At 71.2% G+C, this 26255-nt stretch carries 19 protein-coding genes and 2 pseudogenes; 3 read left to right on the forward strand and 18 right to left on the reverse strand.

The annotated features are described in order from the left end of the window. Positions 1 to 4: 4 nt before the first annotated feature. A complete protein-coding gene (ribA, locus tag ACFYXA_RS03145) occupies positions 5 to 664 on the forward strand; it encodes a GTP cyclohydrolase II (RefSeq protein ID WP_352250114.1) in 660 nt (219 codons plus the stop codon). A 111-nt stretch (positions 665 to 775) separates the two neighbouring features. On the opposite strand, the gene ACFYXA_RS03150 is transcribed toward ribA, so the two are convergent. From ACFYXA_RS03150 to tkt, 12 genes and pseudogenes are all read right to left on the reverse strand, one after another. Further along, complete coding sequence (locus ACFYXA_RS03150; RefSeq protein WP_389027732.1) at positions 776 to 2005, reverse strand: serine hydrolase domain-containing protein; 1230 nt, start codon at positions 2003 to 2005, stop codon at positions 776 to 778. A gap of 57 nt (positions 2006 to 2062) precedes the next feature. After that, positions 2063 to 3535 carry an MFS transporter gene (locus ACFYXA_RS03155; RefSeq protein WP_389027734.1) on the reverse strand — a complete coding sequence of 491 codons (1473 nt, stop codon included), beginning with the start codon at positions 3533 to 3535 and terminating at the stop codon, positions 2063 to 2065. After that, positions 3532 to 4122, reverse strand: coding sequence for a TetR/AcrR family transcriptional regulator (locus ACFYXA_RS03160; RefSeq protein ID WP_352251067.1), 591 nt, complete (start codon positions 4120 to 4122; stop codon positions 3532 to 3534). The genes ACFYXA_RS03155 and ACFYXA_RS03160 overlap by 4 nt, the downstream gene beginning before the upstream one ends. 113 nt (positions 4123 to 4235) lie before the next feature. Then, positions 4236 to 6624: pseudogene (locus ACFYXA_RS03165) on the reverse strand (ATP-binding cassette domain-containing protein). Between the two features lie 43 nt (positions 6625 to 6667). Further along, complete coding sequence (locus ACFYXA_RS03170) at positions 6668 to 7111, reverse strand: helix-turn-helix transcriptional regulator (RefSeq protein WP_351093012.1); 444 nt, start codon at positions 7109 to 7111, stop codon at positions 6668 to 6670. Between the two features lie 53 nt (positions 7112 to 7164). Then, the gene (locus ACFYXA_RS03175; protein WP_389027737.1) at positions 7165 to 8607 is read right to left on the reverse strand and encodes a membrane-associated oxidoreductase; all 1443 of its coding nucleotides are present in this window, start codon (positions 8605 to 8607) and stop codon (positions 7165 to 7167) included. A 59-nt stretch (positions 8608 to 8666) separates the two neighbouring features. Then, complete coding sequence (gene gnd, locus ACFYXA_RS03180; RefSeq protein WP_352251077.1) at positions 8667 to 9548, reverse strand: phosphogluconate dehydrogenase (NAD(+)-dependent, decarboxylating); 882 nt, start codon at positions 9546 to 9548, stop codon at positions 8667 to 8669. Between the two features lie 10 nt (positions 9549 to 9558). Next, the gene (gene pgi, locus ACFYXA_RS03185) at positions 9559 to 11205 is read right to left on the reverse strand and encodes a glucose-6-phosphate isomerase (protein ID WP_389027739.1); all 1647 of its coding nucleotides are present in this window, start codon (positions 11203 to 11205) and stop codon (positions 9559 to 9561) included. After that, the gene (gene opcA / locus ACFYXA_RS03190; protein ID WP_352251061.1) at positions 11198 to 12133 is read right to left on the reverse strand and encodes a glucose-6-phosphate dehydrogenase assembly protein OpcA; all 936 of its coding nucleotides are present in this window, start codon (positions 12131 to 12133) and stop codon (positions 11198 to 11200) included. Before opcA ends, pgi begins: the two co-directional genes overlap by 8 nt. Further along, positions 12130 to 13662, reverse strand: coding sequence for a glucose-6-phosphate dehydrogenase (gene zwf, locus ACFYXA_RS03195; protein WP_389027742.1), 1533 nt, complete (start codon positions 13660 to 13662; stop codon positions 12130 to 12132). Before zwf ends, opcA begins: the two co-directional genes overlap by 4 nt. Next, positions 13659 to 14828: a transaldolase gene (tal, locus tag ACFYXA_RS03200; RefSeq protein ID WP_389027744.1), complete on the reverse strand. Its 1170-nt coding sequence runs from the start codon at positions 14826 to 14828 to the stop codon at positions 13659 to 13661. Before tal ends, zwf begins: the two co-directional genes overlap by 4 nt. Positions 14829 to 14847: 19 nt before the next feature. Continuing rightward, positions 14848 to 16941 carry a transketolase gene (tkt, locus tag ACFYXA_RS03205; RefSeq protein WP_389027746.1) on the reverse strand — a complete coding sequence of 698 codons (2094 nt, stop codon included), beginning with the start codon at positions 16939 to 16941 and terminating at the stop codon, positions 14848 to 14850. 146 nt (positions 16942 to 17087) lie between these two features. Here tkt and ACFYXA_RS03210 point away from each other — a divergent pair, with 146 nt between their 5' ends. Further along, the gene (locus ACFYXA_RS03210) at positions 17088 to 17981 is read left to right on the forward strand and encodes an AraC family transcriptional regulator (RefSeq protein WP_352251053.1); all 894 of its coding nucleotides are present in this window, start codon (positions 17088 to 17090) and stop codon (positions 17979 to 17981) included. 65 nt (positions 17982 to 18046) lie between these two features. On the opposite strand, the gene ACFYXA_RS03215 is transcribed toward ACFYXA_RS03210, so the two are convergent. The 4 genes from ACFYXA_RS03215 to ACFYXA_RS03230 form a co-directional block, all read right to left on the reverse strand. Continuing rightward, positions 18047 to 19453, reverse strand: coding sequence for a glycoside hydrolase family 16 protein (locus tag ACFYXA_RS03215; protein ID WP_389027749.1), 1407 nt, complete (start codon positions 19451 to 19453; stop codon positions 18047 to 18049). A gap of 284 nt (positions 19454 to 19737) precedes the next feature. After that, positions 19738 to 20709, reverse strand: a complete 972-nt coding sequence (locus ACFYXA_RS03220; protein WP_389027751.1) for an antibiotic biosynthesis monooxygenase — start codon at positions 20707 to 20709, stop codon at positions 19738 to 19740. 6 nt (positions 20710 to 20715) lie between these two features. Next, positions 20716 to 23433, reverse strand: coding sequence for a molybdopterin-dependent oxidoreductase (locus ACFYXA_RS03225; protein ID WP_389027753.1), 2718 nt, complete (start codon positions 23431 to 23433; stop codon positions 20716 to 20718). Beyond that, a complete protein-coding gene (locus ACFYXA_RS03230; protein ID WP_389027755.1) occupies positions 23430 to 24257 on the reverse strand; it encodes an FAD binding domain-containing protein in 828 nt (275 codons plus the stop codon). Before ACFYXA_RS03230 ends, ACFYXA_RS03225 begins: the two co-directional genes overlap by 4 nt. A 232-nt stretch (positions 24258 to 24489) precedes the next feature. On the opposite strand from ACFYXA_RS03230, the pseudogene ACFYXA_RS03235 reads away from it, so the two are divergent. Next, positions 24490 to 24645, forward strand: a pseudogene (locus ACFYXA_RS03235) (IS5/IS1182 family transposase); the annotation flags it as partial. Positions 24646 to 24693: 48 nt separating this feature from the next. Here the strand turns inward: ACFYXA_RS03235 and ACFYXA_RS03240 are convergent. After that, a complete protein-coding gene (locus ACFYXA_RS03240; RefSeq protein WP_389029027.1) occupies positions 24694 to 25452 on the reverse strand; it encodes an IclR family transcriptional regulator in 759 nt (252 codons plus the stop codon). A gap of 152 nt (positions 25453 to 25604) precedes the next feature. Next, positions 25605 to 26033, reverse strand: coding sequence for a MarR family winged helix-turn-helix transcriptional regulator (locus ACFYXA_RS03245; RefSeq protein WP_389029030.1), 429 nt, complete (start codon positions 26031 to 26033; stop codon positions 25605 to 25607). Positions 26034 to 26255: the final 222 nt, after the last annotated feature.

The following is a 26255-nucleotide window of genomic DNA, read 5'->3' on the forward strand; positions in this document are numbered from 1 at the left end:
GATCATGACAGAAAAAATTGGCGTGCTCGGCAAGAAGACCTCGCAGCGCACCGGTGTGGAACGCGTGGTGAATGCGCCCCTGCCCACCGTCTACGGGAAGTTCCAGGCGGTCGGATACCTCGACCACGACCGCGGTGACGAGCAAGTGGCCCTCGTCCACGGCGAGATCGGCGCGGAGGACGTGCTGATCCGGCTGCACTCGGAGTGCCTGACCGGTGACGCCTTCGGTTCCCAGCACTGCGAGTGCGGCGACCAGCTCGACGCCGCGATGCGCGCCGTCGTCGCCGAGGGCCGCGGCATCGTCGTCTACCTGCGCGGTCACGAGGGCCGCGGCATCGGTCTGCTCGCCAAGCTGCGGGCCATGGCGCTGCAGGCGGAGGGCCTGGACACCGTCGAGGCGAACCTCGCCCTCGGCCTGCCGGTGGACGCCCGCGACTACCGCGTGGCCGCCGAGATGCTCAAGGACCTGGGCGTGCGCTCGGTCCGCCTGATGTCGAACAACCCGCGCAAGCGCGAGGCGCTGGTGGACAACGGCATCCAGGTCGCCGAAGAGGTGCCGCTGCTGATCCCGCCGTGCGAGAACAACATCACCTACCTGCGCACCAAGCGTGAGCGGCTGGACCACCACCTGCCGCACCTGGACGCGGTGGCCCACTGGTCCTGACCCCGCTCCCGGTCGCGCGAGCGTCGTCCCGAACGCGAGGCCCCGGGGCACGACGGCCTCGGCCTCGGCGACTCGCGCCGAGGCCGCCCGCGTGAACGGCCGCGCCCCGGTTCAGCCGAGGACCGCCTCGTGCACCAGGCGCTTGAGTTCGGGGTAGAGCTTCAGGGACTTCCTCGGCCGCAGCTGGGTCAGGAACTGCACGGTCAGGTCCCGGCTCGGGTCGACCCAGAACGTGGTCGTGGCCACCCCGCTCCAGCCGAACGTGCCCGGCCCCGCGGGAGCCTGGGTGCGGGCCGGGTCGATCACGACGGAGACGCCCAGGCCGAAGCCCACGCCGTCGTTGCCGGGCTCGTCGTGGGCGGGGCGGCTGCCGACGGTGCGCAGGTCGGCGCCGCCGGGCAGGTGGTTGCGGGTCATCAGGTCCACCGTCTCCGGCCGCAGCACCCGCACGCCGTCCAGCTCGCCGCGCCGGCGGAGCATCTCCATGAAGCGGTGGATGTCGTAGGCGCTCGCCACCATGCCGCCGCTGCCCGACAGGAACCGGGGCCGCCCGGACAGCGGCAGCCCGGCGATCGGCTGTATGGCGCCGCTGTCGGTGTCCCCGTACAACTCGGCCAGCCGCGCGGCCTGTTCGTCCGTCACCTGGAAACCGGCGTCGGGCATGCCGAGCGGCCGGAAGACGCGCTCGGCGAGGAACTCGTCCAGGGGCCGGCCGGAGACGACCTCGATGATCCTGCCGAGGACGTTGGTGGCCACGGAGTAGTTCCACTGCGTGCCCGGTTCGAACTGCAGGGGGAGGCGTGCGTACGCCTCGACGGTGCCGGCCAGGTCCGAGCCCGGCAGCACGGCCGAGTCGAGTCCGGCCTCGCGGTAGAGGGCGTCGACCGGGTGACAGTGGTAGAAGGCGAAGGTCAGACCGGCGGTGTGGGTCATCAGGTGCCGCACCAGGAGCGGCTGCCGGGCCGGCCGGGTGGTCAGGTCCGCGCCGGAGCCGGACACGTACACCCGCTGGTCGGCGAAGGCGGGCAGGTGGTCGGCGACCGGATCGTCGAGGGAGAGGGAGCCGTCCTCCACCAGCGTCAGCGCGGCGACCGAGGTGACCGGCTTGGTCATGGAGTAGATGCGGTAGAGGGTGTCGGCCTCGACGGGGAGACCCGCGGCGATGTCCCGCCGGCCGTGCGTGGTGAGGTGGGCGACCCGGCCGCCACGGGCGACGGCCAGGAGGAAGCCGGGCAGACGGCCCTCGTCGACGTGGTGGGCGACATGCCGGTCCAGACGGTCCAGCGCCTTCTCGTCGAGCCCGACCTCGCGCGGGTCGACCTCTTGCCGCAGTTGTGCCATCGCTTGCCTCCGTTGCGCTCGTACGAGGCGCGCTCCGGCACACCTCGCGGAACGCCCTCAGCACTCATCGTCGCCCAGGGACGGCGCCGACGAGCCCCTTTCCACGCCGTGACCTGTGTGCTCTGTGTCGCGCCGCCCGGCCCGGGGCGAGACCGTCTCCGGTGGAGCGGGCCGCGGGCGCGGGGTGTCCGGGGCGCGGCCCGGCAGCCGGCGGCACACCCGGATCGCCGCCGCGGCCGCCGCGGCCAGGACGGCGAGGGGGAGGCGCGAGCCGCCCAGGTCCATCAGCAGCGCCGCGGCCGCCACCCCGAGCGCCGGCCCGATGTTCATCGCCGTCTGCTGAAGACCGCCCGCCACCCCGGCCGACTCCACGGGAGCCCGCCGGACGACGACATGGGTCCCCGCGACCATCACCGTGCCGAAACCCGCGCCCAGCAGGGCGAACCCGGCGCAGAAGGCCGCGGCTCCCGAGGCCCCCGCGAGGACGAGCAGACCCGCGGTGAGGACGGCCGTCGCCGCGGCGAGGGTCGCCCGTGCGCCGGCCCGCCGCAGCAGGACGGCGGACGCGGGCGCCGCGGCCACCAGCAGCACGGCCAGCGGAAGACTGAGCAGCGCGGTGCGCAGCGGCGTGAGGCCCAAGTCGTCCTGGAGGAGGTGGACGCAGGCGAACAGCGCGCCGTTGAGCGTGGCGGAGGCGGTGACCAGCAGGGCGAGCGCCGCGCCCACCGTCGGGGAGCCGATCACGTCCGGCGGCAGCAGCGGAGCCGGTGTGCGGCGCTCGTGCCGGACGAAGGCGACGCCCGCTGCGCCCGCGGTGAGCGCGACGAGCACGGTGACGACGGTCCCCGGGCCGCTCGTGCCGGGGGAGGCGAGAGGGCTGGCCAGGGTGTGCACCAGTCCCGCCAGCGCGACCGCGAGCAGCAGCGCACCCGTGACGTCCAGCGCCGGACGGCCCGCCGGCCCGGAGCGCACGCGCTCCCCGCTCCCGCCCGGCGAGGCGAGAGCGAGCACGCCGAAGACCAGCGCGGGCACGATGTTGACGAGGAACACCGCCCGCCAGCCGTACGAGGTGGCCAGCGCCCCGCCGATCACCGGCCCGGCGGCCGCCGCCAGTCCGATCGCGGCCGTGCGCACGGCGATGGGCCGCCGCAGCCGCTCGGGCGGGTAGGCGACGCGCAGCATGCCGAGCGTCGCGGGCTGCGACAGCGCCCCGAACACGCCTTGTAACACGCGGAGTCCGATGACCCAGCCGATGTCGGGGGCCAGTGCGATGCCCGCGGAGGCGGCGCCGAAGCCGAGCATGCCGACGGCGAAGGCACGGCGGTGACCGTAGCGGTCCCCGAGCCGGCCGGCGAAGACCAACAGGCTGGCCACCGCCACCAGATACCCGGTGCTCGTCCACTGCACCTGTGAGAACGACGCGTCCAGGTCGTGCCGCAGCGTGGGCTGGGCGACGGTCAGCACGGTGCCGTCCAGAGCGACGACCGCGGCGCCCGCCACACTGCTCGCCAGTGCGAGGGAGCGCTTCACCGCCCGGCCTCCGGTCCCAGGTGGGCGTCGAGCACGGTCCCCAGGAGCGGGGCGAAGTCCTCGCTCCCGGTGGCCAGTTGGAGGCTGCCCCAGCGCCACAGCTGGGCCAGGCCGTGCAGGTTGGCCCACAGCGCGCCGGCGACCGCCCGCGCGTCTGCCTCGGGCCGTACACCGGCCACGAGTTCCACCAGCACGCCGAACAGGGGCAGGCTGGTGTCCCTCAGCCGCAGATGCCCGCTCTCCAGGAGGTCGTGACGGAACATCAGCTCGTACATACCGGGCTGCTCGAAGGCGAACTCCAGGTACACGCGGCTCAGTTGCGAGAGCTGGGTGCGCGGGGGAGCGCCGCCGTCGCCCACGGCCGAGGACACCCGGCCGGCCAGTGCGGTGAACCCCCGGTGGGCGATGGCCGACAACAGCTCAAGATGGGTGGGGAAGTGGCGGCGCGGAGCCCCGTGCGACACGCCCGCCCGGCGGGCGATCTCCCGCAGCGTCAACGCGTCGACGCCCTGCTCGGCCAGCAGTTCCACGCCGACGTCGACGAGTCGCGTGCGCAGATCGGGCTCGTTCTCCTGCGGCGGTGTCACCGGTGCTCACTCCCGGAAGGCTCGGCTGTAGACAGTGTCTACCACGCCTCGGTAGACACTGTCTACGCCTGCCTGGGCGCCCAGGCAGGCGTCAGCCGCTCAGTGGAAGCCCCTCACAACTGCCCGACGTACGCCGCGAGATGCTCGCCGGTGAGCGTGGAGCGGGCCGCGACCAGGTCGGCCGGGGCGCCCTCGAAGACGATCCGGCCGCCGTCGTGACCGGCGCCCGGGCCGAGGTCGATGATCCAGTCGGCGTGCGCCATGACCGCCTGGTGGTGCTCGATCACGATGACGGACTTCCCGGAGTCCACGAGCCGGTCCAGCAGGGCGAGCAACTGCTCGACATCGGCGAGGTGGAGCCCGGTCGTCGGCTCGTCGAGGACGTACACGCCGCCCTTGTCGGCCATGTGCGTGGCCAGCTTGAGCCGCTGCCGCTCGCCGCCCGAGAGGGTGGTGAGCGGCTGGCCGAGGGTGAGATAGCCGAGGCCCACGTCGGCGAGCCGGGTCAGCACGGCGTGCGCGGCCGGCGTGCGCGCCTCGCCGGCGCCGAAGAACTCCTCCGCCTCCGTCACCGACATCGCCAGCACCTCGCTGATGTCCCGGCCGCCGAACCGGTACTCCAGCACCGAGGCCTGGAACCGCTTGCCCTCGCACTCCTCGCAGGTCGTGCTGACGCCGGCCATCATCGCCAGGTCGGTGTACAGGACGCCCGCGCCGTTGCACGTGGGGCAGGCGCCCTCGGAGTTGGCGCTGAACAGGGCCGGCTTCACGCCGTTGGCCTTGGCGAACGCCTTGCGGATCGGCTCCAGCAGACCGGTGTACGTCGCCGGGTTGCTGCGGCGCGAGCCGCGGATCGGCGTCTGGTCGACCGAGACCACGCCCTCGCCGGCCGGGATCGAGCCGTGGATCAGCGAGCTCTTGCCGGACCCGGCCACGCCCGTCACCACGCACAGCACGCCGAGCGGGACGTCGACGTCCACGCCCTTCAGGTTGTGCGCGCTCGCGCCGCGGATCTCCAGCGTTCCGGTCGGCTTGCGCACCGACCCCTTCAGCGCCGCCCGGTCGTCCAGATGCCGCCCGGTGACGGTGTCACTGCCGCGCAGCCCCTCGACGGTGCCCTCGAAGCAGACCGTGCCGCCCGCCGTGCCGGCGCCCGGGCCGAGGTCGACGACATGGTCGGCGATCGCGATCGTCTCCGGCTTGTGCTCCACGACGAGCACGGTGTTCCCCTTGTCCCGCAGCCGCAGCAGCAGGTTGTTCATCCGCTGGATGTCATGGGGGTGCAGACCGACCGTCGGCTCGTCGAAGACGTAGGTCACGTCGGTGAGGGAGGAGCCGAGGTGGCGGATCATCTTGACGCGCTGCGCCTCGCCGCCCGACAGCGTGCCCGCCGGCCGGTCGAGCGAGAGATAGCCGAGGCCGATCTCCGTGAACGCCTCCAGGGTGTGCTGGAGCGCGGTGAGCAGCGGCGCGACCGTGGGCTCGCGCAGACCGCGGATCCATTCGGCCAGGTCCCGGATCTCCATCGCGCAGGCGTCGGCGATGCTGACCTCGCCGATCTTCGACGAGCGGGCGCCCTCGCTGAGCCGGCTGCCGTCGCACTCGGGACAGGTGGTGAAGGTGACCGCCCGCTCCACGAACGCCCGGATGTGCGGCTGCATCGCCTCCTTGTCCTTGGACAGGAACGACTTCTGGATCTTCGGGATCAGCCCCTCGTACGTCAGGTTGACGCCGTTGACCTTCACCTTGGTCGGCTCACCGTGCAGGAAGTCGCGCATCTCCCGCTCGGTGTACTCCCGGATCGGCTTGTTCGGGTCGAGGAAACCGGACTCGGCGTAGATCCCCACCGTCCACACGTTGTCCGACTTCCAGCCGGGGATGGTGAACGCGCCCTCCGCGATCGACTTGGAGTCGGTAGAGCTGGGTGAGGTCGATGTCGGAGACCGTGCCCCGGCCCTCGCAGCGGGTGCACATGCCGCCGGTGCGGGAGTACGTCGCCTTGACCGCCTTCTTGCCGCCGACGGCGATCGCCCCGCTGCCGCGCACGGAAGCCGTGTTGAAGGAATACGCGCTCGGCGGGCCGATGTGCGGCCGGCCGAGCCGGCTGAAGAGGATGCGCAGCATCGCGTTGGCGTCGGTGGCGGTGCCGACGGTGGAGCGGGGGTCGGCGCCCATCCGCTGCTGGTCGACGATGATCGCGGTGGTGAGTCCGTCGAGGACGTCGACCTCGGGCCGGTCCAGCGTCGGCATGAAGCCCTGCACGAAGGTGCTGTAGGTCTCGTTGATCAGGCGCTGCGACTCGGCGGCGATCGTGTCGAACACCAGCGAGCTCTTGCCCGAGCCGGACACGCCGGTGAACACCGTCAGCCGGCGCTTCGGGATCTCGATGCTGACGTCTTTCAGGTTGTTCTCGCGCGCCCCGTGCACGCGGATCAGCTCATGGCTGTCGGCCGCGTGCGCCGGGGAGTCCGTGCCCTCGTCCGTGCCGGTGCTCGTGCCCATGTCGTCCGGGCTCGCGTGGGTGCTGATGTCCATGGGCCACACGCTAGGGGCGCCCGGGGGGCGGCGCTTCTCGATTTCTGACCGGTCGCGTGACCTGTTTCGCGACACAGGACGGGATGCCCGCGGTCGCACGCGCCGGATCCTGCCGGTACACGCTGGGCGGCACGCCCACCAGCTCCGTGAAACGCGTGCTGAAGGTGCCCAGCGACGAGCAGCCGACGGCGAAGCAGACCTCGGTCACGCTGAGGTCGCCGCGCCGCAGCAGCGCCATCGCGCGCTCGATGCGGCGCGTCATGAGGTACGAGTACGGCGACTCGCCGTAGGCGCGCCGGAACGCGCGGCTGAGGTGTCCCGCCGACATGTGCACGCCCCGCGCGAGGGCCTCCACGTCCAGCGGCTGGGCGTACTCCCGGTCGATCCGGTCACGCACCCGGCGCAGCAGCGCCAGGTCACTGAGCCGCCGCGCCGGGTCGGGTCTGCTCGTCACCCGGGCGATCGTGCCACGCCGCCCCGCGAGTTCCAAGGTCCCGTCCCGGTGACTCACTGGCGGCTGACGCTGCGGGTGACGCCCGCGACGACGGTCGTGGCCAGGATCCAGCCGGTGACGATGAGGACGTACGAAAGCGTCCGGTAGCCGCCCGACGGGGCGAACGCGGACTCCTGCCCGAAGGAGATCACCGGCAGCAGCAGGTCGAGGGTGTAGAAGACCGGATCGAACTCGGGCGCCTCGGACGCCTTCAGGGCCCGCGGGTGCTGGTGCGCGAAGGCGGCCGAGCCGACGGCGAGCAGCGACAGCAGCCAGACCGCGGCGCGCAGCGGGCGGAAGCCGTAGCCGACGGTGGCGTCCTGGAGGTGGCCCCAGATCCTGCCGTACCAGGGCAGCGTGCCGCGGTGCCGGCGCTGCTTGGCGAGCTGGACGAGGCGGGCGGCCCGGTCGTCGCCGACGCGCCGGTACGCGGCGGTCAGCTGCTCGTAGGCGTGCGGGTCGAAGGCGTCGTCGTCCCGCTCCAGCATCGGCAGGCGCCGCTCGGCGGGCTCGTGCGGGGTGAGGAAGGTGTAGGTGAGGTCGAGCAGGCGGACCTGGTCGGGCAGCATCTCGGGCGCGAGCTGGAGCTGGTTGACCTCGGCACGCCGGAGGTTGAGCCGGCCCACGACGGGCGGGCCGTCGCGCAGCCACAGTTCGCCGATCACGCAGCTGCTGACCCGCAGGGCGGTGTCGCCGGGGTTCGAGAGGGCCGCCCGCATCAGGTCCACCCGGCCGGGTATGCGGGCGCCGCGCAGATCGATCCGGCCCTGCGCGCGCAGCCGGCGGCCCAGCAGGTTGGCGCCCACGTCCAGGGACTCGGCGTCGAGGACGTGCCCGCCGGGGTTGCTCAGTTCGGCGTCCTGGAGGTCGAGCGAGCCGGCGACGGTGGCGCCGTCGAGCCGGATGCGCCCCCGGGCGCGCAGCCCTCGGGCGCAGAGGTCGTCGTCCACGGTGACCTGGTTGAGCTGGAGCACCGACTCGGCCGGGTCCGCGCCGCCGATCTCCGCCTCGTCGAGGAACAGCGCGCCGGAGATCTGCGCGCCTCCGAGATACACCGGCCCCTCGATGCGGCAGCCCGTCAGCCGCAGGCTGCCGTCGATCCGGGTCCTGGCCGCCGACAGCCCGGGCAGGACCGAGTCGCGCAGATTGAGGTAGCCCAGCTGGGCGCCGGCGAGGCGGGGAGCCTCCTCGAAGTGGCAGTACCCGAGTCGGGCCACGACGTCGACGACCGCGTAACTCAGGTCGAGCACGCCGATGACACGCGCCCCCAGCACCTTGAGCGCGGCCACCTCGCCCGCCTCGCGGGGGCCGTTGAGCAACAGGGCCCGCAACACGACGGCGCGCACGGTGCGTTCGGGGCCGTCCTCCTCGCCCACGGCGCGCAGGTCCACGGTGGTCCCCGTGGCGAAGGCCCGCCAGACGCGTTGTTCGGCCGGTGTCAGATCGTCGATCTCCATCAGCCGCGACTCTGGCGGGCCCTGCGGGAGGTGTCAATCACACGCCCCCGCAGCCGTGTTCACTCCTTCGCGGACTCGACCGCGTGGCCGCCGAACTGGTTGCGCAGCGCGGCGATCATCTTCATCTGCGGGGAGTCGTCCTGGCGGGAGGCGAACCGCGCGAACAGGGAGGCGGTGATGGCCGGGAGCGGTACCGCGTTGTCGATGGCGGCCTCCACGGTCCAGCGGCCCTCGCCGGAGTCCTGCGCGTAGCCGCGCAGCTTGTCGAGGTGCTCGTCCTCGTCGAGGGCGTTGACCGCCAGGTCCAGCAGCCAGGAGCGGATGACCGTGCCCTCCTGCCAGGAACGGAAGACCTCGCGCACGTCGGTGACCGAGTCGACCTTCTCCAGCAGTTCCCAGCCCTCGGCGTAGGCCTGCATCATCGCGTACTCGATGCCGTTGTGGACCATCTTTGAGAAGTGGCCGGCGCCCACCTTGCCCGCGTGGACGTAGCCGTACGGGCCCTCCGGCTTGAGCGCGTCGAAGACGGGCTGGAGACGGTCGACGTGCTCCTTGTCGCCGCCGACCATCAGCGCGTAGCCGTTCTCCAGGCCCCAGACGCCGCCGGAGACGCCCGCGTCGACGAAGCCGATGCCCTTGGCGCCGAGCTCGGCGGCGTGCTTCTCGTCGTCCGTCCAGCGGGAGTTGCCGCCGTCGACGACGGTGTCGCCGGGCTCCAGGAGGTCGGCGAGCTCGTCGACGACGGACTGGGTGGCGGGGCCCGCCGGGACCATCACCCAGACGGTGCGCGGCGCTTCGAGCCGCGCGACCAGCTCGGGCAGGCCGGCCACGTCGGACAGCTCGGGGTTGCGGTCGTAGCCGATGACGGTGTGGCCGGCGTTGCGGATGCGCTGGCGCATGTTGCCGCCCATCTTGCCGAGACCTATCAGGCCCAACTGCATCGATGCCATGTCAGTGCACTTCCTTGAGTTCGCGGTAGGCGGCCACGAGGGCGGCGGTGGACGGGTCGAGGCCGGGGACGGAAGCGCCCTCGGTCAGCGCGGGTTCGACGCGCTTGGCGAGGACCTTGCCCAGCTCCACGCCCCACTGGTCGAAGGAGTCGATGTTCCAGATCGCGCCCTGCACGAACACCTTGTGCTCGTAGAGGGCGATGAGCTGGCCGAGGACCGACGGGGTCAGCTCGGTGGCGAGCACGGTCGTGGTGGGGTGGTTGCCGGCGAAGGTGCGGTGCGGCACCTGCTCCTCGGGCACGCCCTCCGCGCGGACCTCCTCCGCGGTGCGGCCGAAGGCGAGGGCCTGCCCCTGCGCGAACAGGTTGGCCATCAACAGGTCGTGCTGCGCCTTGAGTTCGTCGTCCAGTTCGGCGACGGGGCGGACGAAGCCGATCAGGTCGGCCGGGATCAGCTTGGTGCCCTGGTGGAGCAACTGGTAGTAGGCGTGCTGCCCGTTGGTGCCGGGCGTGCCCCACACCACCGGGCCGGTCTGCCACTGCACGGGCCTGCCCTCGCGGTCCACCGACTTGCCGTTGGACTCCATGTCGAGCTGCTGGAGATAGGCGGTGAACTTGGACAGGTAGTGCGAGTAGGGCAGCACCGCGTGCGACTGGGCGTCCAGGAACTCGCCGTACCAGATACCCAACAGGCCGAGGATCAGAGGGGCGTTGGACTCGGCTTCGGCGTTGCGGAAGTGGTCGTCGACGATCCTGAACCCGTCGAGCATCTCCCGGAACCGCTCCGGGCCGATGGCGGTCATCAGCGACAGGCCGATCGCCGAGTCCAGGGAGTAGCGGCCGCCGACCCAGTCCCAGAACTCGAACATGTTCTCCGGGTCGATACCGAAGCCGGCGACCTTCTCCGCGTTCGTCGACAGCGCCACGAAGTGCCGGGCGACCGCCTTCTCGTCGCCGCCGAGCCCGTCGAGGAGCCAGGAGCGGGCCGAGGTGGCGTTGGTGATCGTCTCGATCGTCGTGAACGTCTTCGACGCCACGATGAACAGGGTCTCGGCCGGGTCCAGGTCCCGCACGGCCTCGTGCAGGTCGGCGCCGTCCACGTTGGAGACGAACCGGAACGTCAACTCCCGCGCGGTGTAGGCCCGCAGCGCCTCGTACGCCATCGCCGGGCCCAGGTCGGAGCCGCCGATGCCGATGTTGACGACGTTGCGGATCGGGCGGCCGGTGTGGCCGGTCCACTCGCCCGAACGCACCCGGCGCGCGAAGTCGCTCATCTTGTCCAGCACGGCGTGCACCCGGGGGACGACGTTCTCGCCGTCCACCTCGACTACCGCGTCGGCCGGGGCGCGCAGCGCCGTGTGGAGCACGGCGCGGTCCTCGGTGACGTTGATCTTCTCCCCGCGGAACATCGCGTCGCGCAGCCCGAACACGTCGGTGGCGGCGGCGAGTTCGCGCAGCAGGGCGAGGGTCTCGTCGGTGACCAGGTTCTTGGAGTAGTCGATCCGCAGATCGCCCACGCGCACCACGTACCGTTCGGCGCGCCCGGGGTCCTCGGCGAACAGCTCACGCAGGTGCGCCTGCCATCCGGCGCGGTGGTCCGCCAGGGCGGTCCACTCGGGCCGCTGGTTGAGCAGGGGGGTGTCAGGCATGGGAGAAGGCCTCCTCGGCGCCCTCGCCGCGCAGGGCGACGGCGTACATCTCGTCGGCGTCGAGGCGCCGCAGCTCCTCGGCGATCAGTTCGGAGGTGTCGCGCACCTTCAGCGCGAGGGTGCGCGGGGGCTGGCCCGGCAGGGTCAGCGTGGCGAGCGGGCCCTCGGGGCGGTCGATGATGATCTCGCCTGCGTCGGTGCCGAGCCGCACGGCCGTGACGACCGGACCGGCGGTGACGACCCTCTCGACGGGCACGTTCAGCCGGGCCTCCAGCCAGCGGGCGAGCAGCTCGGCGCTGGGGTTGTCCGCCTCGCTCTCCACCGCCGCCGAGGTGATCGGCACCCGCGCCTGGTCCAGGGCCGCCGCCAGCATCGAACGCCACGGCGTCAGCCGCGTCCACGCGAGGTCGGTGTCGCCGGGGGCGTAGGACTTCGCCCGCAGCTCCAGCGCCTTGAGGGGCTGCTCGACGGCGTACATGTCGGTGATGCGGCGCTGGGCGAGCGCGCCCAGCGGGTCCTTCGCGGGGTTCTCGGGGGCGTCCACCGGCCACCACACGACGACCGGGGCGTCCGGCAGCAGCAGCGGCAGGACCACGGAGTCCGCGTGGTCGGAGACCTCGCCGTAGGTGCGCAGCACCACCGTCTCGCCGGTGCCGGCGTCGGCGCCGACGCGCACCTCGGCGTCCAGGCGGGAGTTGGTGCGGTCGCGCGGGTTGCGGGCGTGCCGCTTGATGACGACCAGGGTGCGCGAGGGGTGCTCGTGCGAGGCCTCCTCCGCCGCCCGGATCGAGTCGTAGGCGTTCTCCTCGTCCGTGACGATGACCATCGTCAGGACCATGCCCACGGCGGGTGTGCCGATGGCGCGGCGACCCTGCACCAGCGCCTTGTTGATCTTGCTTGCCGTGGTGTCGGTCAGGTCGATCTTCATGGCCTGCGCCAGCTCCGTCCGTCTCGTGCGAGCATCTCGTCGGCTTCCTCGGGTCCCCAGGTGCCCGACGGGTACGGGGCCGGCCTGCCGTGCGTGGCCCAGTACTCCTCGATCGGGTCGAGGATCTTCCAGGACTCTTCCACTTCCTGGTGGCGCGGGAACAGGTTGGCGTCACCCAGGAGCACGTCCAGGATGAGACGCTCGTACGCCTCGGGGCTGGACTCCGTGAAGGACTCGCCGTAGGCGAAGTCCATGGACACGTCCCGGATCTCCATCGACGTGCCGGGCACCTTCGAGCCGAAGCGGACCGTCACCCCTTCGTCGGGCTGGACCCGGATGACGATGGCGTTCTCGCCGAGCTCCTCCGTCGCGGTGGAGTCGAAGGGGGAGTGCGGGGCCCGCTGGAAGACCACCGCGATCTCGGTGACCCGGCGGCCGAGCCGCTTGCCGGTGCGCAGGTAGAAGGGGACGCCCGCCCAGCGGCGGTTGTCGACGTTCAGCCGGACGGCGGCGTACGTGTCCGTCGTCGAGGACGCGGGGATGCCGTCCTCCTCCAGATAGCCGCGCACCTTCTCGCCGCCCTGCCACCCGGCCGCGTACTGGCCGCGCACCGTGTGCTCGCCCAGCTCCGCCGGCAGCTTCACGGCCCGCAGGACCTTCAGCTTCTCGGTGAGCAGGGAGTCCGCGTCGAAGGAGGCGGGCTCCTCCATCGCGGTCAGCGCCATCAGCTGGAGCAGGTGGTTCTGGATGACGTCACGCGCCGACCCGATGCCGTCGTAGTAGCCGGCCCGGCCGCCGATGCCGATGTCCTCGGCCATCGTGATCTGCACGTGGTCGACGTACGAGCGGTTCCAGATCGGCTCGAACAGCTGGTTGGCGAAGCGCAGCGCCAGGATGTTCTGGACGGTCTCCTTGCCCAGGTAGTGGTCGATGCGGAACACCTGGTCCGGCTCGAACACATCGTGCACGATCGCGTTCAGCTCCCGGGCGCTGGCCAGGTCGTGCCCGAACGGCTTCTCGATGACGGCCCGCCGCCAGGACCCCTCCGGCGCCTTGGCCAGCCCGTGCTTCTTGAGCTGCTCGGTCACCTTGGGGAAGAACTTCGGCGGCACCGACAGATAGAAGGCGAAGTTGCCGCCCGTGCCGCGGGAGGCGTTCAGCTCCTCGACGGCGTCCCGCAGCTGCTTGAACGCGGTGTCGTCGTCGAAGTCGCCCGGTATGAACCGCATGCCCTCGGCGAGCTGCTGCCAGACCTCCTCGCGGAACGGCGTGCGCGCGTGCTCGCGGACCGCGTCATGGACGACCTGCGCGAAGTCCTGGTCCTCCCAGTCGCGGCGGGCGAAGCCCACGAGCGAGAAGCCCGGCGGCAGCAGACCGCGGTTGGCGAGGTCGTACACGGCCGGCATCAGCTTCTTGCGGGACAGGTCGCCGGTCACGCCGAAGATGACCAGCCCGGAGGGGCCGGCGATCTGCGGCAGCCGCCGGTCCCGGGGGTCCCGGAGCGGGTTGCTCCACACCCGTGCGTTCATTCCGCGTCAACTCCCTTGCTGTTCAGCGACTTGGCGACCGCGTCCAGAAGGTCCTGCCACGCCGTCTCGAACTTCGCGACGCCTTCCTCCTCCAGACGGGTGACCACCTCGTCGTAGGAGATGCCCAGCGCCTCGACGGCGGCGAGGTCGGCGCGGGCCTGCGCGTAGCCGCCGGTGACGGTGTCGCCGGTGATCCGGCCGTGGTCGGCGGTGGCGGCGAGGGTGGCCTCCGGCATGGTGTTGACGGTGCCGGGGGCGACCAGCTCGTCCACGTACAGGGTGTCCTTGTACGCGGGATCCTTCACCCCGGTCGACGCCCACAGCGGACGCTGCTTGTTCGCCCGCGCCCCGCCCAGGGCGGTCCAGCGCGACCCCGCCGGCGTCCGACGCCCGGCCGAGCCGAACACCTCCTCGTACGCCTGGTAGGCCAGCCGGGCGTTGGCGAGCGCTGCCCGGCCCTTCAGGGCGAGGGCCTCGTCCGTGCCGAGGACCGTCAGCAGCTTGTCGGTCTCGGAGTCGACGCGGGAGACGAAGAAGGAGGCCACGGAGTGGATCGCGGACAGGTCCAGGCCCTGCGCGGCGGCCTTCTCCAGACCGGCCAGGTAGGCGTCCATGACCTCGCGGTAGCGCTCCAGCGAGAAGATCAGCGTGACGTTGACGCTGATGCCCAGACCGATCACCTCGGTGATCGCCGGGAGGCCCGCCTTCGTCGCCGGGATCTTGATCATCACGTTGGGGCGGTCCACCAGCCAGGCCAGCTGCTTCGCCTCGGCGACCGTGGCCCTGGTGTCGTGGGCGAGCCGGGGGTCGACCTCGATGGAGACCCAGCCGTCACGGCCGCCGGTGGCCGAGTGCACCGGGCCCAGGACGTCGGCGGCGGCGCGCACGTCCGCCGTCGTCATCATCCGCACGGCCTCGTCGACCGTGACGCCGCGCGCGGCGAGCTCGGCGAGCTGCTCCTCGTAGCCTTCGCCAGAGCCGATGGCCGCCTGGAAGATCGACGGGTTGGTGGTGACGCCGACGACGTGCCGGGTGGCGACGAGCTCGGCGAGGTTGCCGGACGTGATGCGCCTGCGCGACAGGTCGTCCAGCCAGATCGAGACGCCCTCGGCGGAGAGACGCGCGAGCGTTCCCCCGGTGGCGACTGCTTCGGTCACTGTGATCATCTTCTTTCTGGCGATCGGATCAGCCGCGCTCGGCGGCCGGTCCGGTGGTCGCGTCGAGGACGGCCCGCGCCGCGGCGGCCACGTTCTCGGCGGTGAAGCCGTACTCGGCGAACAGGGTCTTCGCGTCGGCGGACGCGCCGAAATGCTCCAGGGAGACGATGCGTCCCGCGTCGCCGACGAAGCGGTGCCAGGTCAGGCCGATGCCCGCCTCGACCGCGACCCGCGCCCTGACCGACGGCGGGAGCACACTGTCGCGGTACTCCCGCGGCTGCTCCTCGAACCACTCCACGGACGGCATCGACACCACCCGCGTCCCGGTCCCCTGGGCCTCCAGCAGCTCCCGGGCGGCCACGGCGAGGTGCACCTCGGACCCGGTGGCGATCAGGACGACGTCCGGGGTCTGGGTCGAGGACTCCGCCAGCACGTATCCGCCCTTCGCCGCGTCCGGGTTCGGCGCGTACGTCGGCACGCCCTGCCGGGTGAGCGCCAGACCGTGCGGGGCCGGACGCGTGGCGTGCCGCTTCAGGATCTCGGCCCAGGCGATCGCCGTCTCGTTGGCGTCCGCCGGACGGACCACGTTCAGGCCCGGGACGGCGCGCAGCGAGGCGAGGTGCTCGACCGGCTGGTGGGTGGGGCCGTCCTCGCCGAGGCCGATGGAGTCGTGCGTCCACACGTACGTCACCGGAAGCTGCATCAGCGCCGACATCCGCACCGCGTTGCGCATGTAGTCGGAGAACACCAGGAACGTGCCGCCGTAGACACGGGTGTTGCCGTGCAGGGCGATGCCGTTCATCTCGGCCGCCATCGAGAACTCGCGGATGCCGAAGTGGACGGTACGCCCGTACGGGTCGGCCTCGGGCAGCGGATTGCCGGCGGGCAGGAACGACGACGTCTTGTCGATGGTGGTGTTGTTGGAGCCGGCCAGGTCGGCGGAGCCGCCCCACAGCTCGGGGATCACACCGCCGAGCGCCTGGAGCACCTTGCCGGACGCGGCGCGCGTGGCGACGGACGGGCCCTCCTCGAAGACCGGCAGCGACTCCTCCCAGCCCTCGGGGAGCTGACCGGCGACGACCCGGTCGAACAGCTCCGCCCGCTCGGGGTCGGCGCCGCGCCAGACGGCGAGCCGCTTGTCCCAGGCGGCGTGGGCCTCGGCGCCCCGGTCCAGGGCGGCCCGGGTGTGGGTGAGGACGTCGTCGGGGACCTCGAAGGTCCGCTCCGGGTCGAAGCCGAGGATCCGCTTGGTGGCGGCCACCTCGTCCTCGCCGAGCGCGGAGCCGTGCGCGGCCTCGGTGTTGCGCGCGTTCGGGGCGGGCCAGGCGATGATCGTGCGCATCGCGATGATCGAGGGGCGCCCGGTCTCCTCCCGCGCCGCCGTCAGCGCCTCGTACAGCGCGTGCACGTCGACGTCGCCGTCCTCCCGCGGCTCGATGCGCTGCGTGTGCCAGCCGTAGGCCTCGTAGCGCTTGAGCACGTCCTCGGAGAAGGCCGTCGCCGTGTCGCCCTCGATGGAGATGTGGTTGTCGTCGTAGAGGAAGACCAGGTTGCCGAGCTTCTGGTGCCCGGCGAGGGAGGACGCCTCGGCGGACACGCCCTCCTGGAGGTCGCCGTCGGAGACGATCGCCCAGATCGTGTGGTCGAACGGCGACTCGCCCTCGGGGGCCTCGGGGTCGAACAGGCCGCGCTCGTACCGGGCGGCCATCGCCATCCCCACGGCGTTGGCGACACCCTGGCCGAGCGGCCCGGTGGTGGTCTCCACACCGGCCGTGTGCCCGTACTCGGGGTGCCCCGGCGTCCGGGAGCCATGGGTGCGGAACGCCTTGAGGTCGTCCAGGGCGACCTCGTAGCCGGACAGGAACAGCTGGGTGTAGAGCGTCAGCGACGTGTGCCCGGGGGAGAGGACGAAGCGGTCACGCCCCGTCCACTCCGGATCCGCGGGATCGTGTCGCATCACCTTCTGAAAGAGCGTGTACGCGGCAGGGGCCAGCGCCATCGCCGTGCCGGGGTGACCGTTGCCGACCTTCTGCACCGCGTCGGCGGCCAGGACACGCGCCGTGTCGACGGCACGCCGGTCCAGGTCGGTCCACTCGAAACTGTTCCGGTTCTGCGTGCTCATCTTCAAGAAGTCCTCGATAGGAGCCGGTGATCAGGTCTTGCGTGTTCGAACTTAAAAGTCTGACTTTTTCGGCGGAAGGTCTGCCTGTGTCAGCCTGTGGTGAAAGTGGGACACGGACCGCGGCAGCGGAGCAGCACAAGAAGGACATGGTGGATACAAGTACCCAAGAAGCCGCCGATGACGGGATCAGAACCTTCCCCTTCCCCGTCGAACTCAGCGTCGGCGGAGTCGGCATGCAGATCGGCCCCATGGGCGCCGGGCGCGCCTGGCACGCCGACGCCCCGCTGGACCGCGTCCACCGCATCGACTTCCACGTCGTGCTGCTCTTCACCGACGGCCCCGTCCGCCACATGGTCGACTTCCACGAGTACGAGGCGACCGCCGGCGACGTCCTGTGGATCCGCCCGGGCCAGGTCCACCGCTTCACCCGGGCCGGCGAGTACCAGGGGACCGCCCTCACCATGCAGCCCGGCTTCCTGCCCCGCGACACCGTCGAGGCAACCGGCCTGTACCGCTACGACCTCCCGCCGCTCCTGCGCCCCGACGCCGCCCGGTCGGCCGCTCTGCGCGCGGCCCTTGCCCACCTGCGGCGCGAGTACGAGGACAGCGCGACCCTGCCCCCGAACCTGCACACCTCCGTGCTGCGCCACTGCCTGACGGCCTTCCTGCTGCGCCTCGCGCACCTCGCGACCAGCTCCGCCGAGGCGGCCCGCCGCCAGGCCGACACCACGTTCACCCTCTTCCGGGAGGCGGTGGAACGGGACTTCGCCACCGTCCACAGCGTCAGCGCCTACGCCGACGCGCTCGGTTACTCCCGCCGCACCCTCGTGCGCGCGGTCCGCGCGGCGACCGGCGAGACGCCCAAGGGGTTCATCGACAAGCGGGTGGTCCTGGAGGCCAAGCGCCTTCTGGCGCACACCGATCTGCCCATCGGCCGCGTCGGCGTCGCGGTGGGCTTCCCCGACCCGGCGAACTTCTCCAAGTTCTTCCACCAGCACACGGACACGACGCCGGCGGCGTTCCGCGCGGAGATGCGCTGAGACGCCGCCGGGTGGTGGGGTGACGGGATGATGGGGTGGTGGGTGATCCTGGGTGAACTCCCGTATCAGTGGCCGAAGGTGAACCAGTTCACGTTGACGAAGTCGGACGGCTGGCCGCTGGTGAAGGTCAGAAAGACGTCGTGGGTGCCGGTGACCGGGGCGATGTTCGAGGGGACCGTCCGCCAGGACTGCCAGCCCCCGGTGCCGGCCACCGCGAAGCTCCCGACGGGAGCGCTGCCTCGGCTGTCGAGGCGGACCTCGACCAGACCGCTGACGCCGCCGCCCGCGCCGCTCGCGACCCGCCCGAGGAACTGGGTCGCCGCGGTGGAGCCGAAGTCGACGCCCCGGTACAGCGCCCAGTCGCCGTTGGCGAGAGAGCCGATGTTCTGCCCGCCGCCGGTGTCGGTGGTCGTCTCCGTCGTCGTGCCGGACTGCTCGTCGTGGGACTCGGCCTGGACGGCGGTGTAGGCGTCACGGTTCCCGCTCGGGGGAGGCGTGGTTCCGCCGGTGCCGCCCGTGGCCTGGAGGACCCGCACGTAGTCGACGACCATCGGCACGCCCGAGCGGGTGTCGGCGTCCAGCCCGCCGCCGAAGGCGTCGGGGAAGCCGCCGCCCATCGCCACGTTCAGGATGATGAAGTAGCCGTGGCGGGTGGCGTTGTTCCAGGTCGTGGCGTCCACCTGGTTCGCGGTGACGGTGTGGTAGACGGTCCCGTCGACGGAGAAGCGCAGCGTCTCCGGGGTCACCGAGCGGTCCCACTCCAACGCGTAGGTGTGGAAGCCGGACTGGCAGGCGGCGCCGGGACACACGGTGGAACCGCCGATGCCGGTGGTCTCGTTGCAGGGGCCGCCCGGACTGGTGCCGCAGTGCAGCGTCGCCCACACACGGTTCAGGCCCTGCACGTTCTCCATGATGTCCATCTCGCCCACCGAGGGCCAGTTCTGGTAGTTGCCCCGGTACGGCGCGCCCAGCATCCAGAAGGCAGGCCAGTAGCCCTCGGCCGCGGTCCCGGTGACGGCGGGCATCTGAAGCCGGGACTCGACGCGCAGCTTGCCGCCGGACGGGGGCTGGAAGTCGGTGCGCCTGGTCTCGATCCGGCCCGAGGTCCAACGGCCCGCGGAGTCGCGCAGCGGGGTGATGCGCAGGTTTCCGGTGCCGTCGAGCGAGACGTTGCTCGTGCTGTCCGTCATCGTCTCGACCTCGCCGGTGCCCCAGTTGGCGGGGCCGCCGGGATACGAAGTGCCGGTCGAGTACTGCCAGTTGGAGGTGCTGACGCCGGTTCCCGCGGCGCCGTCGAAGTCGTCGAGGAAGACCTGCGTCCAGCCGGCCGGGGGCGTGGGCGCGGAGGCCGTCGCGGGCAGGGTGGCGGCCGTGGCGGCGAGCGCCGCGAGACCGAGGGTGCTGAGCACCGCGACGAACGCCCGCCGCAGGGGGCGCCGCGGTCCGCGGGGGGTGCCGGAGGTGTCACTCATGGTGTGCCTCTCGGGTACGGGTGGGGGTGCACGGGTGCGGGAAGTGCTCTTTGAGAGCGCTCTCAAAGTGCGCCCAATGTGCTCCCACCGCCCTCGGGCGTCAAGAGGTGAAACCGTGAAAGTCGTTGCGTCGCAGGTGGGTTCAGCCTTTGAAGGGCGTTGCCGACTGAGCGACCCTCCGTCTGACGCCCTTGCCGCCGTGGGGGCCCGGGGCGCGGGGACGACCAGCACTGCCTCGTGAAGAAGCCGCAGCCTTCAGGACGGCAGGCTGACGATGTCGGCGGTCAGGGCAGCGTCCAGAACCGGACCGTGACGAGGTAGAAGACGACGCACCAGAAGGCCATCGCCACCGCGACGATACCGAGACCACGCAGGTTGGCCCTGGCCCGGACGTCCGGTGCCGGCCGCAGCCATCGCCCGAGCAGCGGGTTCACGTAGTAGGGCATGGTCAGGAAGCTCATGAGGAAACTCGACAGCAGGTTGCCCACGAGCAGGCCGATCCAGAGCGGCATGTGCAGCGGGGACAGAGCAAGCGTCAGCAGCACGACAGTCGGGTACAGGCCGACCCAGACCGCGAGGGAGGTCCTGGTCTCGGAGGGTGGCGGCGGTGCCTCCTTGCCGTTGCCCTGGAAGGCGAACCAACTGCCGAACGAGTTGTCGATCGTACGCAGGTGGAAGTCGCTGAACTTCTCGCCCTCGGCCAGGATCCTCTGCCGTTGGGGCGACGTCAGCCACGCGTCGAGGTGTTCCGCGCTGTCGTAGCGGTACAGCGTGGTCCATTCCTCCTGAAGCCCCTCGATGGGGCGGAAGAGCTCGGTCCCGCGAAACCCCTCGAACTTGCTCTCCTCCTGGACCAGGCGGTGCTGCCAGGCGAGGAAGTCGTCGACCTGGTTCGGGGAGACGCGGTGAGTGACCACCACGGTGACCAGCGGATCCAGTGACCGGGTGCCGCTGCTGACCACCTGCTGGGTCGCTGGGCCGTCGAAGTACTTGGCGCCGACGTCGAGATACGTCTGCCTGGTCGCGCTGTTGATCCACGTCTGCAGATGCGCCACCGAGTCGAACCGGTACACGACGACCCAATCGGACTGCAGCGCCGTCGGCGGGGAGATCTCGGCGCCGAAGAAACCGGGGTAATAGGCGGCCGCGGCGTTGAGATCCTCCTGCCATGACTCGAACTCCCGCTCCATCCCGGGCAGGACCTTCTGGCCGATGATCGCCGTCGCCGCGGCGGCTACGTTCTTTTCGGTCTTCATGGTGGCTCAACCTGTCGACACCGACTGCTCCGCAGGGAGCCGGCCGTAAATACGTTCCGGAGTCAGCGGCAGCGCACGGTAGCGGACACCCGTGGCGTCATGCACCGCGTTCGCGAGCGCGGGGGCCACTGGGTTGATGCAGCACTCCGCCATCCCCTTCGCCCGCAGGGGCCCGACCGAATCCGCCGAGCCCACCAGGAGGACCTCGGTACGGGGGATGTCGGCGTAGGTGGGGATGCGGTAGTTCCGGAGGTTCGGGTTGCCCACCACGCCGTTGCCGTCGACCTGATGGTTCTCGGTCAGCGCGAAGCCGATCCCCTGGGCGACACCGCCCTCCACCTGTCCCCGGACCTGCGCCGGGTTGATGATCACCCCGGCGTCGGCCGCCTGCACGCTGTACAGGATCCGTATCTCACCCGTCACGCGGTGCACGGCGACCCGGAACCCCTGCGTGTTGGAGGTGACGCTCCGGGGCGAGCCGTATGCCTTGCGGGCGGCGGTGAAGCGGATTCCACGTCTCCGGGCCAGCGCGACGAGTTCGGCCAGCGACACCCGCCGGTCCCCGCAGACGACACCGTCGTCGTCCATCGTGCACATCACGACATGGATGCCCGTGTGCGCGGCGGCGAAGTGCAGAATGCGGTCGCGCACGGCACTGGCCGCCCGCAGGACCGCATTGCCCGCCACGAAGAGGCCCGCGCTGGCGAATGCACCGGTGTCGAATCCCGTGCGGTCGGTGTCGGACTGCACCAGACGGATCCGTGACGGGGTCGTGCCCAGCTGGTCGGCTGCGATCTGGACATGGGCCGTGGAGGTACCCTCCCCGAACTCTGGCGTGCCGACGGCCAGTTCGTAGATGAGATCGTCGCCCAGCGTGACCCATGCCTCGCAGAGGTGGTCCGTCGGGGGCGCGGTCTCGTGCAGGGAACTCGCCACGCCGGCTCCGACGAGCCACTCGGGGCCGGGGGGCGGCTGGTCGGCCGTGCGAGCCAGGGCGTCGCCCACCAGGTCGATGCACCGGGCGAGGCCGTCCTCCGTGAAGATCACGTCGTCGGGGCCCTCGTGCATGGCGAGCAGGGGCTCACCCGGTCGCACGATGTTGCGTCGGCGCAGTTCGAGCGGGTCGATGTGCAGGGCACGGGCCAGTTCGTCCATCGCCGACTCCACAGCGAACGCCGGCTGCGTCATGCCGTAACCGCGCAGCGCCCCGCTCGGCACGGTGTTCGTGTAGACGGAGTACGCGTCGTACTTCTTGTTGGGACAGCGGTAGATCATGACGGCGGCTCCGCCCGCGTACAGCGTTTCGCCGCCGTGGTTCCCGTAGGCGCCGGTGTTCGACACGTTGCGTACCTGGAAGGCGGTGAGCGTTCCGTCAGCCTTCGCGCCGAGCTTGACCGTCAGGCTCATCGGATGCCGCGGCGAGGCCGTGGTGAACTCCTCCTCACGGGTGTACTCGAAACAGGTGGGCCGTCCGGTGTCCAGGGTGGCGAGCGCGACCAGGTCCTCCGCGATCACCTCCTGCTTGCCGCCGAATCCGCCGCCGACGCGCTTGCAGAACACCCTCACCCGGTCCGGGCGCAGCGCGAACAGGTACTCCAGCTTGACCTTCGCGATCGACGGTGACTGGGAACTGGTGCGGACGTTCAGCCGACCGTCCTCCATCCAGGCGATCGAACCGTGGGTCTCCAGATGCGCGTGCTGCACCCGCGGTGAGAAGTACGTGCCTTCGTGGATCACGTCGGCCGCGGCGAACCCCGCGTCGACGTCACCGATGTGGGAGTGGAGTTCGACCAGGATGTTGTGGCCGGGGTCGCGGACGAACGGATCGTCGGAGCCGTGCAGCTGGGGTGCGCCGTCGGACATCGCCGCCTCCGGGTCGAACACCGCCGGCAGCACCTCGTACTCGACGGCGAGACGCCGGCAGCCCTCCTCCGCCGCCCCGATCGTGTCGGCCAGGACCGCGGCGACGCGCTGACCGGCGAAGCGGACCGTGTCATCGAGGATGTAGGTGTCGTCCGGGTCGACCAGGTGGTCGGTGTGGATCGCCGTGGAGAAGCGTCTGCGGGGCACGTCTTCCCAGGTATAGACCCGATGCACGCCGGGCACCGCGAGGGCTGCGCTCTTGTCGATCGAGAGGATCCGGGCATGGGCGTGGGGGGCGTGCAGCACCTTGAGGTGCAGCATGCCGTCGATCTGCGTGTCCATGGTGAACTCGGCGTGACCGGTCACCACGTCATGGCCCGCGGGCGCGCCGACGCTCGTCCCGACGGCCTTGCCCGGTGCTGCCGTCTCCACCGCACTGACGCCCTTCACGGCGTCCTCGATCGCCCGGTATCCGGTACAGCGGCAGAGGTTGCCCTTCAACGCCCGTGGCAGATCCGCCTTCTGGTCCTCGGTGAAGGTCGCCGACGTCATGATCACCCCAGCGGTGCAGAAACCGCACTGGAACCCCGGGGCGTCCTCGAACTGCCGCTGCACGGGATGCAGGGCGCCTGGTCGCCCGAGGCCCTCGATCGTGGTCACCTCACGGCCGTTCGCGCGGAAGGCGGGGGTGATGCAGCTGTGTACCGGTACGCCGTCCAGCCACACCGTGCAGGCGCCGCAGTCGCCCGCGTCACACCCCTTCTTGACGCCGAAGTGGCCGAGTGCGCGCAGGAACGTGCGCAGACACTGGCCCGGGGCCGGTTCCCGGTCGAATCTCCGGCCGTTGACGATGTAGGTCATGGCAGGTCCCCAGCCATGAGTTCGCGGCGGATCTCTTCGGCGAAGTGCCGTGACAGGTGCTGACGGTGGTCGGGGGTCCCGTTGGGATCGGCGAACCAGACGTCGGCAGGCACGGCGTCGATGCTCTGCCGCAGGGTTCGGGCATCGGGCAGGGACACGAAGACGATGCGGACCGGCCGTGTGGTGCCGGCGGTGACGGTGAGCAGCAGGTCATTCGCCCCCGGACGTTGCGTGCCGACGAGGAACACCGTCGAGCGGCCGAGCCGGGTCAGCGTGAAGCGACGGTGCGCGGTGCGTTTGCGCAGCGCGTGCTCCGGAACGGTGATGCGCCGGAGGATCTCCCCGGGGGCGAGAATGTTGCGGTGGTCGCCCGTGACGAAATCGAGGGCGTCGACGAAGCGTACGGAGCCGTCGGGGGCCCACAGCTCGTACCGCGCCTCGAGCGCGACCGTCAACGTGATCATCGGGCCGGCGGGCAGGGACATGCAGATGTTTCCGCCGACGGTCGCCGCGTTCCAGACCTTGAACGAGGACAGGAATGCCTCGCAGCTCTTCCGGAAGAGAATTCCGGCGGTCCATGTCTTCGGCCATGGAAAGGCGTACAGGTCGCGAATGGTGCAGGTGGCGCTGATCTCCAGACCCTCGTCCGTCGGAACGAGAGACTCCCAACGCAACGCCGTCAGGTCGATCAGCCGTCGCAGGTCCGGCTGCTCCGTGGAATAGAGCCATGTTCCGCCTGCGAGCCAGGCATCGCCCTCGTGCCAGTCCATGCCTGGCTGCTCGGACGGCTGCCGGACTACTTCGGTGATGGTGTTGAGGTCCATGAAAACCGACCTACGGGAGAACGGACCTTCGGGAAGGCAACCGTCCCCTGGTGCACTTGGCGGATTTCCCGCTGACCGAGCAGGTACCACCGTGCCGCACCGTCGGGCGGCCGAGCCGCGAGGGGACGGCGGGCGCACAGTATTGCCTCAGTTTATCGCAGCATGCGGATGACGCCCCGCCGAGGACAGCTGAGTGGCCGACGCGCGGACAGTCACACCGGTGTTCTTGCGCCGCTGCCACCTGCGGCACCGGGGCGTCCGTGCTGTCATTCCGCAGCCGTCCGACCAAGTCGGCCACCGCCTCAGGCAAGGCCGGGTCGGTGGCCGTCCGCCCGGTATCGACAGCGAGACGCACAAGCAGCGGAATACCGTCGAGCGGTGCGTCAACGGCGGCGATGCCGGACCTTGCGAAGCGCACCGGCCAGGAGTTCCGTGTTCAGGTCGGGTGCCAGCCCAGGGCGCGGGAGATTCCTCTTGCTGCCAGTCGTATCGCCGGTGCCAGGGAAGGGACTTGCGCGTTCGCCGCGGGGACGACCACCGAGACCGCCGCCACCACCTCGCCGTCCGGGCCGCGTACCGGGGCGGCCACCGACAGGGCGTCGTCCGTCACCTGACGGTCACTCACCGCGATTCCTGTGCGCCGGACTTCGGCGAGCGTGCGGCGCAGCAGCGCGGGGTCGGTGATCGTGTGGGCCGTGTACGAGGCCAGCGGGGCGGCGCAGTACCTCTCCTGGAGCTCCGCTCCGCCGTGCGCCAGCAGGACGAGTCCGACGCCGGTCACATGCAGCGGCCAGCGCGCGCCGACGCGGATGCGCACGCCGACCGCCGAGTGTCCCGACAGCCACTCGGTGTAGACGACCTCGGCGCCGTCCCGTACCGCCAGTTGCACGTTCTCGTGCGTGGCCTCGTACAGGTCCTCCAGGTAGGGCAGCGCGGCCTGCCGGAGGGCCAGGCCCCGGGGGGCCAGCGCCGCGATCTCCCACAGCCGCAGCCCCACGTGGTACGTACCCGCCGGGTCCCGCTCCAGGGCGCCCCACTCGGCCAGCGCCGCCACGAGCCGGTGTGCGGTGGTCAGGCTCAGGCCCGCCCGCCGGCTGATGTCGGTCAGGGACAGCGCCGGATGCGCGTGGTCGAAGGCGGCGAGCACGGACAGCAGCCGGTCGGGCGCGGAACGGGTGGGCGCGACCGTCGGCACGGGTGCGGCGGCCGTGCCCGTGAGCGGCGGTGTCCTCGACGTCGTCGGCAACGGGTTCCTCCTCCCCGTGCTGCGGCGGGACGGGCGTCGCCCCGCACCGTCGCGAAGTTAGGCAGACCGCCGGTCCGGCGTCAATCGTCCGCCCGGCCCTCTCATCCGCCGAGCCCGTCCCCGGCGACGCGCAGCAGCAGGGCGTGCAGCGTCTTCCGCTCGGCCGGGTCGAGCGGGGACAGCAGCTCGTTCGTCACCCGCAGGCCGGCCTCGTCCGTGCCGCGCAGGAACTCCCCGCCGGCCTCCGTGAGGACGACGATCCGGCTGCGCCGGTCGTCGGGGGCCGGGCGGCGCTCGGCGAAGCCCAGCTTCTCCAGGTCGTCGACGAGACCGACGATCGCGCTCGGGTCGTACCCGAGCCGTGCGCTCAGCTCGCGCTGGAGCGCGCCCTCCGCCGTGGCGAGGAAACGCAGCACCGCGTAGTGGCGCAGGCGCAGCCCCGACTCCTGGAGGAACGTGTTGAACAACTGACCCGAGCGCAGGCCGAGCCGGTAGAGCAGGTAGCCCGCGTCCGCGTGCAGCCCGCGCATCCACGGCTCCTCCGAGTCGATCGGGGCGGCGTTCACGGTGTCGTGCTGGCGGGCGATGGCGGGCTCCCTGGTGTCGGCCCCGGCGGGGCGGTGTGCGTGCGGTCGGGCGTCGCATGCGGTCGTGCGTGCCGCGAGGTTCAGATTTCAGCATGACCCACCCGTCGGACGACAACAACTATTGACGACGACAATTATTGCTCCTAACGTCGATCTCGCGGCCCA

Origin of the sequence: Streptomyces sp. NPDC002566 (genome assembly GCF_042889585.1) — a bacterium.
In the GTDB taxonomy this organism is placed as follows: Bacteria; Actinomycetota; Actinomycetes; order Streptomycetales; family Streptomycetaceae; genus Streptomyces.

Excerpts from the sequence above, each read along its gene's own strand:
- opcA (WP_352251061.1), bottom strand. The coding sequence starts at position 12,133 with ATGAAGATCGACCTGACCGACACCACGGCAAGCAAGATCAACAAGGCG.
- ACFYXA_RS03225 (WP_389027753.1), bottom strand. The coding sequence starts at position 23,433 with ATGACCTACATCGTCAACGGCCGGAGATTCGACCGGGAACCGGCCCCG.
- ACFYXA_RS03175 (WP_389027737.1), bottom strand. The coding sequence starts at position 8,607 with ATGGAGATCGACGATCTGACACCGGCCGAACAACGCGTCTGGCGGGCC.
- tkt (WP_389027746.1), bottom strand. The coding sequence starts at position 16,941 with ATGAGCACGCAGAACCGGAACAGTTTCGAGTGGACCGACCTGGACCGG.
- ACFYXA_RS03150 (WP_389027732.1), bottom strand. The coding sequence starts at position 2,005 with ATGGCACAACTGCGGCAAGAGGTCGACCCGCGCGAGGTCGGGCTCGAC.
- ACFYXA_RS03230 (WP_389027755.1), bottom strand. The coding sequence starts at position 24,257 with ATGGACCTCAACACCATCACCGAAGTAGTCCGGCAGCCGTCCGAGCAG.
- gnd (WP_352251077.1), bottom strand. The coding sequence starts at position 9,548 with ATGCAGTTGGGCCTGATAGGTCTCGGCAAGATGGGCGGCAACATGCGC.
- pgi (WP_389027739.1), bottom strand. The coding sequence starts at position 11,205 with ATGCCTGACACCCCCCTGCTCAACCAGCGGCCCGAGTGGACCGCCCTG.
- ribA (WP_352250114.1), top strand. The coding sequence starts at position 5 with ATGACAGAAAAAATTGGCGTGCTCGGCAAGAAGACCTCGCAGCGCACC.
- ACFYXA_RS03210 (WP_352251053.1), top strand. The coding sequence starts at position 17,088 with ATGGTGGATACAAGTACCCAAGAAGCCGCCGATGACGGGATCAGAACC.
- ACFYXA_RS03220 (WP_389027751.1), bottom strand. The coding sequence starts at position 20,709 with ATGAAGACCGAAAAGAACGTAGCCGCCGCGGCGACGGCGATCATCGGC.
- ACFYXA_RS03245 (WP_389029030.1), bottom strand. The coding sequence starts at position 26,033 with ATGCGCGGGCTGCACGCGGACGCGGGCTACCTGCTCTACCGGCTCGGC.
- tal (WP_389027744.1), bottom strand. The coding sequence starts at position 14,828 with ATGATCACAGTGACCGAAGCAGTCGCCACCGGGGGAACGCTCGCGCGT.
- zwf (WP_389027742.1), bottom strand. The coding sequence starts at position 13,662 with ATGAACGCACGGGTGTGGAGCAACCCGCTCCGGGACCCCCGGGACCGG.
- ACFYXA_RS03215 (WP_389027749.1), bottom strand. The coding sequence starts at position 19,453 with ATGAGTGACACCTCCGGCACCCCCCGCGGACCGCGGCGCCCCCTGCGG.